The sequence below is a fragment of the Muricoccus vinaceus genome, from assembly GCF_042433125.1.
Taxonomy (GTDB): Bacteria; Pseudomonadota; Alphaproteobacteria; order Acetobacterales; family Acetobacteraceae; genus Roseomonas; species Roseomonas vinacea.
The window spans coordinates 97351-110075 of the sequence record NZ_JBHLVZ010000043.1 but is presented as its reverse complement, the minus strand read 5'-3'; the positions used below and the strand labels follow the sequence as shown (position 1 = coordinate 110075).

13 protein-coding genes are annotated in these 12725 nt (G+C 73.9%); 7 read left to right on the top strand and 6 right to left on the bottom strand.

Translation table 11 applies throughout. The features are described 5' to 3' along the window. Positions 1-8: 8 nt before the first annotated feature. Positions 9-983: a TRAP transporter substrate-binding protein DctP gene (dctP, locus tag ACFFIC_RS15765; RefSeq protein ID WP_377052001.1), complete on the bottom strand. Its 975-nt coding sequence runs from the start codon at positions 981-983 to the stop codon at positions 9-11. Between the two features lie 108 nt (positions 984-1091). Here dctP and ACFFIC_RS15760 point away from each other — a divergent pair, with 108 nt between their 5' ends. The 3 genes from ACFFIC_RS15760 (at position 1092) to ACFFIC_RS15750 (ending at position 5289) form a co-directional block, all read left to right on the top strand. Further along, positions 1092-2030: a LysR family transcriptional regulator gene (locus ACFFIC_RS15760; RefSeq protein ID WP_377051999.1), complete on the top strand. Its 939-nt coding sequence runs from the start codon at positions 1092-1094 to the stop codon at positions 2028-2030. A gap of 63 nt (positions 2031-2093) precedes the next feature. Continuing rightward, entirely contained in the window at positions 2094-4277 is a 2184-nt protein-coding gene (locus ACFFIC_RS15755) for a hydroxymethylglutaryl-CoA lyase (RefSeq protein ID WP_377051997.1), read from the top strand. 31 nt (positions 4278-4308) lie between these two features. Further along, complete coding sequence (locus ACFFIC_RS15750; RefSeq protein ID WP_377051995.1) at positions 4309-5289, top strand: Bug family tripartite tricarboxylate transporter substrate binding protein; 981 nt, start codon at positions 4309-4311, stop codon at positions 5287-5289. A 48-nt stretch (positions 5290-5337) separates the two neighbouring features. On the opposite strand, the gene hppD is transcribed toward ACFFIC_RS15750, so the two are convergent. After that, positions 5338-6450 (bottom strand): 4-hydroxyphenylpyruvate dioxygenase, encoded by a 1113-nt coding sequence (gene hppD / locus ACFFIC_RS15745; RefSeq protein WP_377051993.1) that lies wholly within the window; start codon positions 6448-6450, stop codon positions 5338-5340. A 120-nt stretch (positions 6451-6570) separates the two neighbouring features. Between hppD and ACFFIC_RS15740 the strand changes: the two genes are divergently transcribed. The 3 genes from ACFFIC_RS15740 (at position 6571) to ACFFIC_RS15730 (ending at position 8934) form a co-directional block, all read left to right on the top strand. Continuing rightward, positions 6571-7059: an Lrp/AsnC family transcriptional regulator gene (locus tag ACFFIC_RS15740; RefSeq protein ID WP_377051991.1), complete on the top strand. Its 489-nt coding sequence runs from the start codon at positions 6571-6573 to the stop codon at positions 7057-7059. 68 nt (positions 7060-7127) lie between these two features. Beyond that, positions 7128-7637, top strand: coding sequence for an ureidoglycolate lyase (locus ACFFIC_RS15735; RefSeq protein WP_377051989.1), 510 nt, complete (start codon positions 7128-7130; stop codon positions 7635-7637). A gap of 58 nt (positions 7638-7695) precedes the next feature. Further along, positions 7696-8934 carry an amidase gene (locus ACFFIC_RS15730; RefSeq protein ID WP_377051987.1) on the top strand — a complete coding sequence of 413 codons (1239 nt, stop codon included), beginning with the start codon at positions 7696-7698 and terminating at the stop codon, positions 8932-8934. Positions 8935-8968: 34 nt separating this feature from the next. Here the strand turns inward: ACFFIC_RS15730 and ACFFIC_RS15725 are convergent, their stop codons facing one another. After that, positions 8969-9907 (bottom strand): LysR family transcriptional regulator, encoded by a 939-nt coding sequence (locus ACFFIC_RS15725; protein ID WP_377051985.1) that lies wholly within the window; start codon positions 9905-9907, stop codon positions 8969-8971. A gap of 146 nt (positions 9908-10053) precedes the next feature. Here ACFFIC_RS15725 and ACFFIC_RS15720 point away from each other — a divergent pair, with 146 nt between their 5' ends. Next, entirely contained in the window at positions 10054-10575 is a 522-nt protein-coding gene (locus ACFFIC_RS15720; RefSeq protein WP_377051983.1) for an inorganic phosphate transporter, read from the top strand. A gap of 10 nt (positions 10576-10585) precedes the next feature. Here ACFFIC_RS15720 and ACFFIC_RS15715 read toward each other — a convergent pair whose 3' ends face one another. From ACFFIC_RS15715 to ACFFIC_RS15705, 3 genes are read right to left on the bottom strand one after another with little or no spacing between them, the layout of a single operon-like run. Further along, a complete protein-coding gene (locus tag ACFFIC_RS15715) occupies positions 10586-10918 on the bottom strand; it encodes a DHCW motif cupin fold protein (protein WP_377051981.1) in 333 nt (110 codons plus the stop codon). 52 nt (positions 10919-10970) lie between these two features. After that, positions 10971-11696, bottom strand: a complete 726-nt coding sequence (locus ACFFIC_RS15710; RefSeq protein ID WP_377051979.1) for a DUF72 domain-containing protein — start codon at positions 11694-11696, stop codon at positions 10971-10973. Between the two features lie 41 nt (positions 11697-11737). Continuing rightward, positions 11738-12676 (bottom strand): Bug family tripartite tricarboxylate transporter substrate binding protein, encoded by a 939-nt coding sequence (locus ACFFIC_RS15705; RefSeq protein WP_377051977.1) that lies wholly within the window; start codon positions 12674-12676, stop codon positions 11738-11740. Positions 12677-12725 lie beyond the last annotated feature (49 nt).

Here is a 12725-nt window from a genome sequence, read left to right as displayed (position 1 = left end):
TCCTTTCCTCAGCCGGCGCGGTAGGCGGCCAGGATCGCCCGTCCTTCCTCCCCCGCGCGGGCGGACCAATCCGCCAGCACCGGCGCGGCGGCGGCCGTCAGCGCGGCACGCAGCGGCGCACCGCTGGCCAGGATAACGCCGTTGGCGCGCATCCGTGCCTCGTTCTCCGCCAGGCGCGTGGCGATGGCCTGGAACTGGCGCGCCTCCGTATCCCGCCCCGCACGTGCCACGGCCTCCCGCACCGCCTCCGGCAGGGACCGAAGGGCGGCCGTGTTGCAGAAGGCAAGGCTCAGGGGCGAGGCGTAGTCGAGCGCCGTGAAGTGGGGCAGCACCTCCCACAACCGCGCTCCGGCCCCTCCATCCCCGGAGGACAGCACGGCGTCCAGCTCCCCCGACCGAAGCCGCGGCATGGCGTCGGCGAAGGAAATCTGGGCGGGCGCCGCCCCGGCCTCGCGCATCACCGCGGTGCTCGCCGCATCATAGGTGCGTATCTTCAGGCCACGCAGCCCCTCAGGCCCCGGAACGGGATTGCGGGACCAAAGGCCGGTGGCCGGCCAGGGCGTGGCGTAGAGCAGCGTCACGCCGCGCGCCTCCAGGGCGGCAGCATAGGCGGGGCGCGCGGCGCGCAGCAGGCGCGCGGTGTCCTCGCCCGAGGCGGTGAGAAAGGGCAGCGCGGAAAGCTGGAAGATCGCGCCCTCCGCGGCCAGTGCCCCCGTGAAGGCGTCCGAGGCCTCCACCCGGCCATCCCTGGCGGCGCGGATCATGGCGGCGGAGCGCAGGCCGTCCGGCGCGTCGAAGGCCGGCGAGACCACCAGCCCGCCGGCCGCGAGGCGCGTCGCGCCCGCGGCGAAATGGGCGATGCCCTCACCGGGCATGGCGCTGGCCGGGTATTCGGTGGCGATGCGCCATTCAACCGCGGCGCGGACCGTGCGGGCCGTGAGCACGGCCAGGGACAGGGCGAGAAGGGAGCGGCGCGGAGGCATCGGCGGGTTCCCCGAAGAAGGCGGCCGCAGTATCCGGCCGCTCCGGCCCCTGCCGCAACCCGGGGCCGGCCGTGCTAACCCTGCGCGGCAAGGAGAGAGGCCCGAGGGATGGTGACGCCGGACTGGGTGACGCTGCGCATCCTGCTGGCCGCCGCCGAGCTTGGCTCCATCACCCGCGCCGCCGCCCGCTGCGGCATCGCCACCTCGGCCGCCGCCAAGCGGCTCCAGGCGCTGGAGGCCGAGTGCGGCCTGCCGTTGATCGAGCGCGGCCCGCGCGGCGTTCGCCTGACCGAGGCCGGGGAGCTTTTGGCCCGGCACGGCCACGCGGCCTTCGGCTCGCTGGCGCGGCTGACCGACGACCTGCGGGCCCTGGCGGCGGGGGGGCTCGGCCGGGTGCGTCTGCACGCCACCGCCTCCTGCATCGCCGGCCACCCCCTGCCGGAAGCCCTGGCGGAGTTCGCGCGCGCCAGGCCCGGCATCCGGGTGGAGCTGGGCGAGGAAACCAGCCTCCGCATCCTCCAGGACCTGATGCAAGGCCGGGCCGACCTCGGCATCGTCACCAGCGAGGGCCCGTTGCCCGCGGGGCTGGAAGGGCATCCCTGGCGCCACGACCGCCTGCTGGTGGTGCTGCCCGCCGGGCATCCGCTGGCCGGTGCGGCCCCGCTGCGCTTCGACGCGGTGCTGGACCACCCCATGATCGGCGCGGTGGAGAGCGGCGCCCTGGCCCTGCTCCTGGAGGAGCAGGCGCAGCGGCGTGGCCGCCCCCTGCCCTACCGCTTCCGCGTCGCAGGCACGGATACCAGCCGGCGCCTGGTGGCCGCCGGACACGGCCTGGCCATCATGCCCGAGGGTGTGGCGCGGCCCTACGAGACGGCACTCGGCCTGTTCTGCGTTCCCCTGGCGGAATCCTGGGCCCGGCGCCGCCTGCGGCTGGTGGCCCGCCCGGCCGGGCTCCTCCCCGCCCCCGCCCGGCTTCTCGCCGCCCACCTGCTGCACGACACGGAAAAGGAGCGTTCGCCGCATACGGACGCTGCCCGCGCGGAATAGCGATTCTCCCGCCGTTCCGGCGAACGCTAGAGACGTGCCAGGGAAGCGTCACAGGATCAGCTCATGCTCACCGTGCGAGAGGTGGGCCCGCGCGACGGGCTCCAGATGGCCAGGGCCGTCATGCCGACGGCGGCCAAGCTCCGATGGATCGCCGCCATGGTGGCGGCGGGCGTGCGGGAGATGGAGGTGGCGAGCTTCGTGCCGCCCGCCGCCATGCCCCAGATGGCCGATGCGGCGGAGGTGGTGCGGGCGGTGCGCGCCGCCCATCCCGCGCTGCGCGTGGTGGCGCTGGCCCCCAACCTCCGGGGGGCGCAGAACGCCGCCGCGGCCGGGGCGCAGTCCATCGTCATCCCCGTCTCCGCCTCCGAGGCGCATAGCCGCGCCAATGTCCGCCGCGCCCGCGCCGAGCAGGTCGCCGAGGTGGCGCGCGCGGTGGAATGGGCCCGCGGCCTCGGCGGCGCGCGCCCCCGCATCGAGGCGGGCATCTCCACCGCCTTCGGCTGCTCCCTCCAGGGCGAGGTGCCGGAAGGCGAGGTGGTGGCGCTGGCCGCGGCGCTGGCAAGGGCGGGGGCGGATTCGGTGGCCCTGGCGGATACGCTGGGCTACGCCACCCCGTCCCAGGTCCGGCGCCTCGTGCGCGCGGTGCGGGCGGAGGTGGGGGCGGAGCGCTTCGGCAACCTGCACCTGCACGACACCCTCGGCACGGCGCTGGCCAACGCGCTCGCCGCGCTGGAGGACGGGGTGCGCGGCTTCGACGCGGCGCTGGGCGGCCTCGGCGGCTGCCCCTTCGCGCCGGGCTCGGTGGGCAATGCCTGCACCGAGGACCTCGTCCACATGCTGGAATCCGAGGGGCACGACACCGGCATCGACCTGCCCGCCCTGATCGCGGCGCGCGCGGCCCTGCGGGAAGGTCTGCCGGACGAGCCGCTCCACGGGCGCATCGCCGCCGCGGGGGTGCCGCGCACCTTCCGCCCGGCCAGGGCGGCGAAACCCGCCGCCACCACCACCCCGCACCCGCTGCCGCTCGCGGGTCTGCGGGTGATCGAGTTCAGCCACATGGTCATGGGCCCGACCGCCGGCATGGTGCTGGCCGATCTCGGCGCCGACGTGATCAAGATCGAGCCCGCCCCCGGCGGCGACAACACGCGCCGCCTGACCGGCGCCGCCATCGGCTTCTTTCCCACCTTCAACCGCAACAAGCGCTCCCTCTGCCTGGACCTGAAGAAGCCCGCGGGCCTGGCGCTGGTGAAGCGCCTGGCTGCCGGGGCAGACGTGGTGCTGGAGAACTTCCGCCCGGGCGCCATGGACAAGCTCGGCCTGGGTTACGAGGCGCTGTCCGCGGGCAACCCGCGCCTTGTCCATCTTTCCTGCAAGGGCTTCCTGCCCGGCCCCTACGAGAACCGCGCGGCGCTGGACGAGGTCGTGCAGATGATGGGGGGGCTGGCCTACATGACGGGCCCGCCCGGCCAGCCGCTGCGCGCGGGCACCTCGATCAACGACATCCTGGGCGGCGTCTTTGGCGCCGTCGCCGTGCTGGCCGCCCTGCGGGAGCGCGAGGCCACCGGGCGCGGCGGCCCCGTGCAGTCCGGCCTGTTCGAGACGAACATGATGCTGGTGGCCCAGCACATGGCCGGCGCCGCCATCACCGGGCGCGACCCCGTCCCGTTCGGCGACAAGTCGATGCCCAAGCCCTGGCCGCTCTACGACGTGTTCGACAGCGCCGAGCCCGGGCGGCAGGTCTTCGTCGGCGCGGTGACCACCACGCAGTGGCAGGGCTTCTGCCGGGAGTTCGGGCTGGACGACATGCTGGCCGATCCGGCCCTCGCCAGCATGACGGCGCTCGCCGCCGCGCGGCCGCGGATCGGCGCGCGGGTGGCCGCGGTTTTCCGCGCCATTCCCCCGGCCGAGCTGATGGCGCGCTGCGAGGCGCTGGGCCTTCCCTTCGCGCCCATCGCCAAGCCCGCCGACCTGTTCGAGGACCCGCACCTGCTGGCCTCGGGCGGGCTGATGCCGGTGGAGATGGCCGGCGCCGCGGCCGCGACCCCCGCCATGCCCGTGGCCGGCATCCCCGCCCTGCCCGTGCTGATGGGCGGCGCCCGCACCGCGCTGCGCCGCCAGCCGCCGCGCCCCGGCGAGCACGGGCTGGAGATCGCGCGCGAGGCGGGTCTGGGCGAGGCCGAGATCGCCGCGCTGCTGGCCGACGGCACGCTGCACGCCGAGGCCGCGCCAGCGATGGCCGCCGAGTGAGGCGGGCGAGAAGGAACCGGAGGAACCAAGAATGACCACCCTGTCCCGCCGCGCCGCGGCGAAGCTGATCCTGGCCATGGCGCCCTTCGCGGCATCCCGCGCGCGGGCGCAATCCTTTCCGTCCCGCCCCATCCGCATCATCGTGCCCTTCCCGCCGGGGCAGGCGAACGACATCTTCTGCCGCCTGCTGGCGGACCGGGTTTCCGAGGGGCGCTTCCGCGCCAACCGCGTGGTGACGGAGAACCGCGCCGGCGCCGGGGGCACCATCGGAATGCAGGCCGTCGCCCGCGCCGTGCCGGACGGCTACACGCTGGGCTTCGGCAGCCTGGCCACCCTGGCCATCAATCCGGCGATCATGCGGAACATGCCCTATGACGCCGAGCGCGACTTCCTGCCCGTCATCCGCATCTTCGAGGGGCCGCTGATGCTCGTCGTGCCGCCCGACGGCCCGCGCGACGTGGCGGCGCTGGTGCGCCGGCTGAAGGCCGGTGGCGTCAGCTTCGGCTCCAGCGGTCCCGGCTCCACCCAGCACATGGCGGCGGAACTGTTCCTGCAGGGCGTCGGCGCCACGGCGCAGCACGTTCCCTATCGCGGCGCGGGGCCGGCGCTGGCCGACCTGATGGGGGGCTCGCTGGGCTTCGTCATGGAAAGCTTCGCCTCCGCCCTGCCGCTGGTGCGGGACGGCAAGCTCCGCGTGCTGGCCGTCAGTTCCCCCGCGCGCTCGGCGCAGGTGCCGGATGCGCCCACCGTGGCCGAGGCGGCGGGGATCGCGGGCTACGCGGTTTTCGGCTCCGGCGGCATCCTGGCCCCCGCTGGAACGCCGGCGCCGATCGTGCAGGCGCTGCACGAGGGTTTCGCCGAGGGCATGGCGGACCCCGCCCTGCGCGCGCGCTTCTCGGACCAGGGCATGACGCCCGTCGCGGATGGACCGGAGGCCTTCGCCGCCTTCATCCGCGATGAGCAGGCGAAGTGGAAGCGCGTGGCCGAGCGCGCCAGCATCCTCATCGAGTGAACCGCTTTCGCGGGGTGGCAGGGTCCACCCCGCGAAAGGCCGCCGGCGCTACTCCGCCGCCTGCGCGCCCGAGAGCACGCCGCGCCGCACCTGGTCCTCCTCGATGCTCTCGAACAGGGCGCGGAAGTTGCCCTCGCCGAAGCCGTCGTCGCCCTTGCGCTCGATGAACTCGAAGAACACCGGGCCGATGACGTTGCCGGAGAAGATCTGCAGCAGCAGCCGCGCCTTGCGGTCCTCCACCACGCCCTCGCCATCCACCAGGATGCCGTTCCGCTTCAGGCGCACCAGGTCCTCGCCGTGGCCGGGCAGGCGGCTATCCACCTTCTCGTAATAGGTGGGGGGCGGCGCCGGCATGAAGGACAGCCCGGCCTCGCGCAGCCCTTCGATGGTGCCGTAGATGTCGTCGCAGCCGCAGGCGATGTGCTGGATGCCCTCGCCCTTGTAGGCGCGCAGGTATTCCTCGATCTGGCTCTCGTCGTCCGCGCTCTCGTTCAGCGGGATGCGGATGCGCCCGTCCGGGCTGGTCAGCGCGCGGGAGAACAGGCCCGTGTACTCGCCCTTGATGTCGAAGTAGCGGATCTGGCGGAAGTTGAAGATGCGCCCATAGAAGTCGTACCAGTGGTCCATGCGGCCGCGGAACACGTTGTGCGTCAGGTGGTCGATGTAATAGAGGCCCGCGCCCACCGGCCAGGGGTCGCGCGCGCCCAGCCACTCGAACTCGGCATCATAGGCCGAGCGCCCCTCGCCGTACTGGTCGATGAAGTAGAGCAAGCTGCCGCCGATGCCCTTGATGGCCGGGACGTCCAGGGTCCTGCCCGCCGTCGCCGGCTCCGCGCCCCGGGCGATCGCGTGCTCGTAGGCGTGCCGGGCATCCACCACGCGGAAGGCCATGGAGGGCACGCAGGGACCATGCTCGGCCGCGAAGGCCGCCGCGTGCGAGCCGGGCTCCTCGGTCAGCAGGTAGTTGATGTCGCCCTGGCGGTAGAGGGTGCTCTTCTTGCGGCGGTGCCGGGCCACGGCGGTGAAGCCCATCTGCCGGAACAGGGCATGGAGCTTCTCGGGCTCCGGATGGGCGTATTCGACAAAGCCGAAGCCGTCGGTGCCGGCCGGGTTGTGCTCGGTGATGGCGGCGCGGGGGGCGTCGTGCGGGAAGGGGCCCATGGAAGTCTCCTCGGTTCTTTGACTTGACGCCGATGCTAGTGCGCCTGCCGCGCGCGATGCGTGCGAAGGCGCGGCCTCTTCCCGGCTTTCCGCACGAAGCGTGCGTGCCATAGTGGTTTCATGCACGATGCGCTCGATCTCGATGCGACCGACCTCCGCCTCCTCGCCGCCTTGCAGGAGGATGGCCGCCTGACCAACCAGCAGATCGGGGAGCGGATCGGCCTTTCCCCCTCCCAGTGCTCGCGCCGGCGCCTGGCGCTGGAGGCGGCCGGTGCCATCCGGGGCTACCGCGCGGAGCTGGCGGCGGGACCGCTCGGGCTGCGGCTGCTGGTGTTCGTCACGGTCACGCTGTCCACCCACAGCCGCGACAACGCCCAGCGGTTCCGGGAACTGGTGAGCCGCATGGACGAGGTGCAGGAGGCCTATGCCCTGACCGGCGACGCCGACTACCTGCTCAAGGCCGTTGTGCCGGAGCTGAAGGACCTTTCGGCGCTGGTGAACGACGTGCTGCTGCCGCATGAAAGCGTGGCGCGCGTGCGGTCTGCCATCGTGCTGGACCGGCTTAAGGAGTCCGGGCGGCTGCCCTTGGCCGCCCTGCGGCGCGGCTGAATGGCGCGGGGCTTGCTGGGCGCCCGCCCCCTTCCCGTCAACAGCGCCAACCCCGCACCGGAGGCCCCATGAGCGGCACGGCAACCAGGATCCAGGCCCTTCCCACCCGCCCGGCGACGCCCGCCGCCATCGCCCCCTACGGCACGCTGATCGAGCCAGGCGAGGACGGCATGCCCTTCGGCGCGGCGGATGCCGTGCTGGACCTCGGGCGCGGCACGCCGCGGCTCTACATCATGCGCCTCGCCGCCCGGCCGATGCGCGTCGCCGCCATCACGCGCCACGCCGCCGTGACGCAGTGCCTGGCCTCCACCCGGGGAGAGGACTGGTTCATCGCCCTCGCCTCCCCCGGCGATGCCGGCGACGCGGCGGCGGTGCCCGACCCGGCGGGGATCGAGGCCTTCCGCATCCCCGGCGGCACGGCGCTGGCCCTGCACCGCGGCACCTGGCATGCGGGGCCCTTCTTCACCGCACCCTCCATGGATTTCCTGAACCTGGAGCTGGCGGACACCAACACCGCCGACCACCGCACCGTCCGGCTGGACCGGGCCTTCGCCCTCGCCTTCGACATCGTCCCCTGATGCCGCCGGCGGCCCGGGGCTGCCTCGCCCGCCCGGAGGGGGCAGGATGTGCCCCCGAATGGCAGGCCTCATCGCTGCCCATGCTCGTCCCATCCACAACACCGAGGAGCGCCCCCGCGTGACCGATGCCCTGAACGCCTTCACCCCCGGCCCGCAGCCCCGTGTCGAGGGAGCGCCGGGCGGGCCGCTCTCGGGCATCACCTTCGCCGCCAAGGACCTGTTCGACGTCGCGGGCTTCCCGACCGCCGCGGGCAACCCGGACTGGGCCCGCACCCACCCCGTGCCCACGCGCCACGCCGATGCCGTGGCCACGCTGCTGGCCGCCGGCGCCACGCTCTCGGGCAAGACGCACACGGACGAGCTGGCCTTCTCGCTCAACGGGGAGAACGCCCATTACGGCACGCCCGCCAATCCGCGCGCGCCCGGGCGCATCCCCGGCGGCTCCTCCTCCGGCTCGGCCTCGGCGGTCGCGGGCGGGGCGGTGGACACGGCCCTGGGCACCGATACCGGGGGCTCGGTGCGGGTCCCGGCTTCCTATTGCGGGCTCTTCGGCATCCGCACCACCCATGGCGCCGTGCCGGTCGGCGGGCTGGTGCCGCTGGCGCCGCGCTTCGACGTGGTCGGCTGGTTCGCGCGGGAGGCCGGGCTGCTCGCCCGGATCGGCCGCGCCCTGCTGCCGGCCGGGCAGGCCGCGCCGATCACCCGCCTGCTCCGGCTGGAGGACGCCTTCGCCCTGGCCGGCGAGGCGGTGACGCAGGCCCTGGCGCCGGCCGTCGCGCAGCTCGCCGGGCGCTTGCCGGTGGAATCCACCCGGCTGGCGCCGGAGCCGGAGGGACTGTCCGGCTGGTTCGGCCATTTCCGCGTCCTCCAGGGCCGCGACGCCTGGCGCACGCACGGCGAATGGGTGGCGGCGGTGGAGCCCGCCTTCGGCCCGGGCATCCGCGACCGCTTCGCCTGGGCCGCGAGCCTGACCGGGGAGATGGGAGAGGCCGCCGAGGCCGGGCGTCAGGCAGCGCTGCGGGCGCTGGACGCGGCCCTGACGCCCGGCACCGCGCTTCTCCTGCCCACCGCCCCCGGGATCGCCCCCCGCCTCGCCACCCCCGCGGCGGAGCTGGACGCCTTCCGCACGCGCGCGATGACGCTGACCTGCATCGCCGGGCTGGGCGGGCTGCCGCAGGTTTCCATGCCGGTGGGCCTGCTGGACGGGTGCCCGGTCGGCCTCTCGGTTATCGGCCCGCGCGGGGCGGACCTGGCGCTGATGGAGGCGGTGGAGGGCTGGGCGCTGCCGCTGGCCTAGGGCGCACCGTCCTCCGTCCGGGGAAGGCGCCTCCTCACCCGCCGCCCGCGGGCGGGGCGCGCCAGCCGCAGGCGCCCTCCTCGATCTTGCGCCGGGCGATCGGGCGCACCAGCGCCAGCAGCCCCTGCACCACCACAGCCGGCAGGGTGCGCCGCATCGCCAGCGCCAGCGTCCGGTGGATCGGCGGGGCCACGACGCGGCGGGCGCCCATCAGCCCGGCCGCGATCTCCTCCATGAACAGGCCGTAGGGCACCAGGGTGCAGTGGCCGCGGCGCATGATCAGGGCGCGCTTCACCTCGGCCGGCTCCACGTCCAGCCCCACGTCCAGCCGGGCACCGATGGAGCGGGCGGCCTCCTCGATGATGCGCCGGGCCCCGTGGGGGCGCTGCTCCAGCATCAGGGGCAGGCGCGCCACCTCCGCCAGCGGGATCGGGCCGAGGGCACGGTCCACCAGCCCGGGCGCGCCGACCAGAAACAGGTCCTCCTCATAGAGCGGGTGGATCAGCAGCGCCTCGTGCGGCTCGGGGTCGTAGCAGAAGGCGGCGTCGAGGTCGGAGGCGGCGAGCAGCCCGCGCCGGTGGTCGTCCGAAAGGCCCGCGCGAAGCTGGAGCCGCAATTCGGGCAGGCGCTGCGCGGCCTCCGTCAGCAGGTCCGGCACCAGGGTGCGGCCGGAGGTGGGGGTGAAGCCCAGCACAACGGGCATCTCCCTGCGGCCGGCGAAGGGCGCCACGGCGGCGCGCGCGCGTTCCACCGCGGCCAGCACGGCCTTCGCTTCCACCAGGAAGGCCCGCCCGGCCGGCGTCAGGGCGATGCCGCGCGAGTGCCGCTCCAGCAGCCGCACGCCCAGCGACGCCTCCAGATTCTTGGCCTGCGCGCCGAGGGCGGGCTGGGAGAGGTTCAGCGCCCGGGCCGCCGTGGTGAAGCTGCCGGCCTCGGTGACCGCGACGAAAAGGCGGATCTGCTGGAACAGCATGAGCGGCGGCGCAAGCCCTTCCCTGGCGGAGGCGGACGCTAGGCGGCCGGGGAACAGGGGGCAAGCGACCGTCTATCCCGGGCGATCCCGCCCTTTCGCCGCCCGGCCTGGCGCGTTACCCACCCTATGCCCGGGCGCCCTGGGCCGTGCGCCGCTCCACGCCCTTCGCGGTGGACCGGCGCTTCCGGGTGATGCAGCTCCTCTCCTCCTGCCTGTTCAGCCTGGGCCATGGCGGCAACGACGCGCAGAAGACCATGGGGCTGATCGCGGTGCTGCTTTACTCCCAGGGAATGCTGGGGGCGGAGTTCCACGTGCCCTTCTGGGTGGTGATCAGCTGCCACGCGGCCATGGCGCTGGGCACGCTGATGGGCGGCTGGCGCATCGTGCGCACCATGGGCTCGCGCATCACGGAACTGCGGCCGATCCAGGGCTTCTGCGCCGAATCCGGCGGCGCGCTGGCGCTGTTCGGGGCCACCTGGCTGGGCATCCCCGCGTCCACCACCCACACGATCACCGGCTCCATCGTGGGCGTGGGCGCGGCGCGGCGCGCCTCCGCCGTGCGCTGGGGCGTGGCGCGGCGGAGCGTCTGGGCCTGGGTGATCACCCTGCCCGCCGCGGCGGCGGTGGGGGCGGCGGGCTACTGGATGGCGCGGCTGCTCCTCGCCTGAGCGGTGGGCCTCAATCCACGATGAACAGCCGAACGCCGGTTTTCGTCGAGGACCGGTGCGCCGCGTCGCCGAAATCCGACACCTGGTAACTCATGCCCGGTTTCAGCGTGAAGCGCCGGCCATCCCGCAACTCGGTCTCCAACTCCCCTTCCAGCACCGTCAGCACGTGGCCGCGGTCGCACCAGTGGTCGGCCAGGTAGCCCGGCGTGTATTCCACCATCCGCACCCGCAGGTCGCCCACGGTGAAGCTTCGCCACAGCGCCTCGCCCGTTTCGCCGGCGTGCCGCGTCGCGGGCACGGCGGACCAGTCCGTGACGGTGAAGGCAAGGTCGGGAATCTTCACGGGGCGTTCTCCGGTCGGCAGGCGCGATCATGGCCCGGCCGGCGCCGCGCTCCTATCCCGCGATCCGCCCGAGGAGTTGCAGCGCATCGCCGGTGGCCTCTCCGAGGGCGGTGTTGTCGAAGATGCACCAGGCCTCACGCCCGCCTTCCTCCTCCATCTCCCGCGCCGTGGCCGCGATGAGGCCGGGGCCGTAGGCGGAGCGGTACATCTCGGGGGACCCGTGCAGGCGGCGATAGGACAGGCCCGTCCAGCCGCCCGGCGCCGCCGCCCGCGGCACCACCGCCGGATCGGCCGCCACCCGCGCGACCCGGAAGCTGGCGAGCCGCGCCTCCGCCGCGTCCGTGAACCAGCTCGGGTGGCGCGGCTCGCAGGCCAGGAGGCCGTCGAACCGGCCGCGCAGAAGCGACAGGAAACCCTCCACCAGCGCCGCGTCGTAGCGCAGGCTGGGCGGCAGCTGGATCAGCAAGGGCCCCAGCCGGTCCCCCAGCGACTCCACCTCGCCCAAAAAGCGCGCGAGCGGTTCGGCGGCCCCGTCCAGCCGCCGATCATGGGTGATCGCGCGCGGCAGCTTGGCCGCGAAGCGGAAGCTGGGCGGCACGCTGGCGGCCCAGCGCGCATAGGTCGAGGGGCGGTGCGGACGGTAGAAGGAGGAGTTGATCTCCACCGCGGGCAGCACGCGGGCGTAGCGCTCCAGGTGGCTTCCCCCGGCCGGAAAGGCGGCCGCGTGCTGGCCCGGGATGCTCCACCCGGCGGTTCCCACCCGGACATTTCCGGCCATGCTTTTCCCCTGCTTCCCCGGCCAGCGCCCGCGTCCCTGCCTCAGTCCGCCTTGATGCCGGCCTCCCGGATCACCTTGGCCCAGTGGCGGAGGTCGGACAGGATGCCCTGGCGGAAGAACTCCGGCGTGCCGCCATCGCCCACCAGGCCCTGGGCACGCAGCCGCTCCTTGGTTTCGGGCTGGGCCAGCCAGGCGTTCACCTCGGCGTTGATGCGGGCGACCAGGACGGGCGGCATGTTGGGCGGGCCGAACAGCCCGAACCAGAGGGTGGCATTGGTCATGGGGAAGCCCGCCTCGGCCATGGTGGGCACCTCCGGCGCCTCCGGCAGGCGGCGGTCGGCACCGAGCGCGAGGATGCGGACCTGCTCCTCCCGCGCCAGCGGCAGGGCGACATGGACAGGCAGCATCATGGCGTCGATCCGCTGCCCGATCAGGTCCTGCACGGCCTGGGAGGCGCCGCGATAGGGCACATGCGCGACGTCCAGGCCGTTGGTGACCTTGAACAGCTCCATGATCATGTGATGCGGCGTGCCGTTGCCGGGGGAGGCGTAGTTGAGCTGCCCCGGCCTGGCCCGCGCCATTTCCACGAACCCCCGCAGGTCCCGGATGGAGGAGTCGGTCTTGACCGCCAGCACCACGAAGGCGCTGGCCAGGCGGATCAGGAAGGTGAACCCGCTTTCGGGATCATAGGGCAGGTTCTTGGTCAGGCTGGGGCTGGTGACGAAGGGATCGCCCAGCACCAGCAGGGTCCGCCCGTCCGGCGCCGCGCGGCTCACGGCCTGGGCGGCGATGATGCCGCTGGCCCCCGTGCGGTTCTCCACCACGATGGGCTGGCCCAGGCGCTGCTGCAGGAAGGGCTGCATGAGGCGCGCGAGGATGTCGTTGCCGGTGCCGGGCGTGGAGCCGACGATGATGTTCACCGGCCCATCCGGCAGGCGTGTGGCCGGCGCCGCGCCCCCCTGGGCCACCCCTTGGGCCATCCCTTGGGCCATCCCTTGGGCCATCCCTTGGGCCATCCCTTGGGCCATG

Bases quoted from the DNA above. Each gene is read 5' to 3' on its own strand.
- dctP (WP_377052001.1), bottom strand. From the start codon at position 983: ATGCCTCCGCGCCGCTCCCTTCTCGCCCTGTCCCTGGCCGTGCTCACG.
- ACFFIC_RS15760 (WP_377051999.1), top strand. From the start codon at position 1,092: ATGGTGACGCCGGACTGGGTGACGCTGCGCATCCTGCTGGCCGCCGCC.
- ACFFIC_RS15755 (WP_377051997.1), top strand. From the start codon at position 2,094: ATGCTCACCGTGCGAGAGGTGGGCCCGCGCGACGGGCTCCAGATGGCC.
- ACFFIC_RS15750 (WP_377051995.1), top strand. From the start codon at position 4,309: ATGACCACCCTGTCCCGCCGCGCCGCGGCGAAGCTGATCCTGGCCATG.
- hppD (WP_377051993.1), bottom strand. From the start codon at position 6,450: ATGGGCCCCTTCCCGCACGACGCCCCCCGCGCCGCCATCACCGAGCAC.
- ACFFIC_RS15740 (WP_377051991.1), top strand. From the start codon at position 6,571: ATGCACGATGCGCTCGATCTCGATGCGACCGACCTCCGCCTCCTCGCC.
- ACFFIC_RS15735 (WP_377051989.1), top strand. From the start codon at position 7,128: ATGAGCGGCACGGCAACCAGGATCCAGGCCCTTCCCACCCGCCCGGCG.
- ACFFIC_RS15730 (WP_377051987.1), top strand. From the start codon at position 7,696: ATGGCAGGCCTCATCGCTGCCCATGCTCGTCCCATCCACAACACCGAG.
- ACFFIC_RS15725 (WP_377051985.1), bottom strand. From the start codon at position 9,907: ATGCTGTTCCAGCAGATCCGCCTTTTCGTCGCGGTCACCGAGGCCGGC.
- ACFFIC_RS15710 (WP_377051979.1), bottom strand. From the start codon at position 11,696: ATGGCCGGAAATGTCCGGGTGGGAACCGCCGGGTGGAGCATCCCGGGC.
- ACFFIC_RS15705 (WP_377051977.1), bottom strand. From the start codon at position 12,676: ATGGCCCAAGGGGTGGCCCAGGGGGGCGCGGCGCCGGCCACACGCCTG.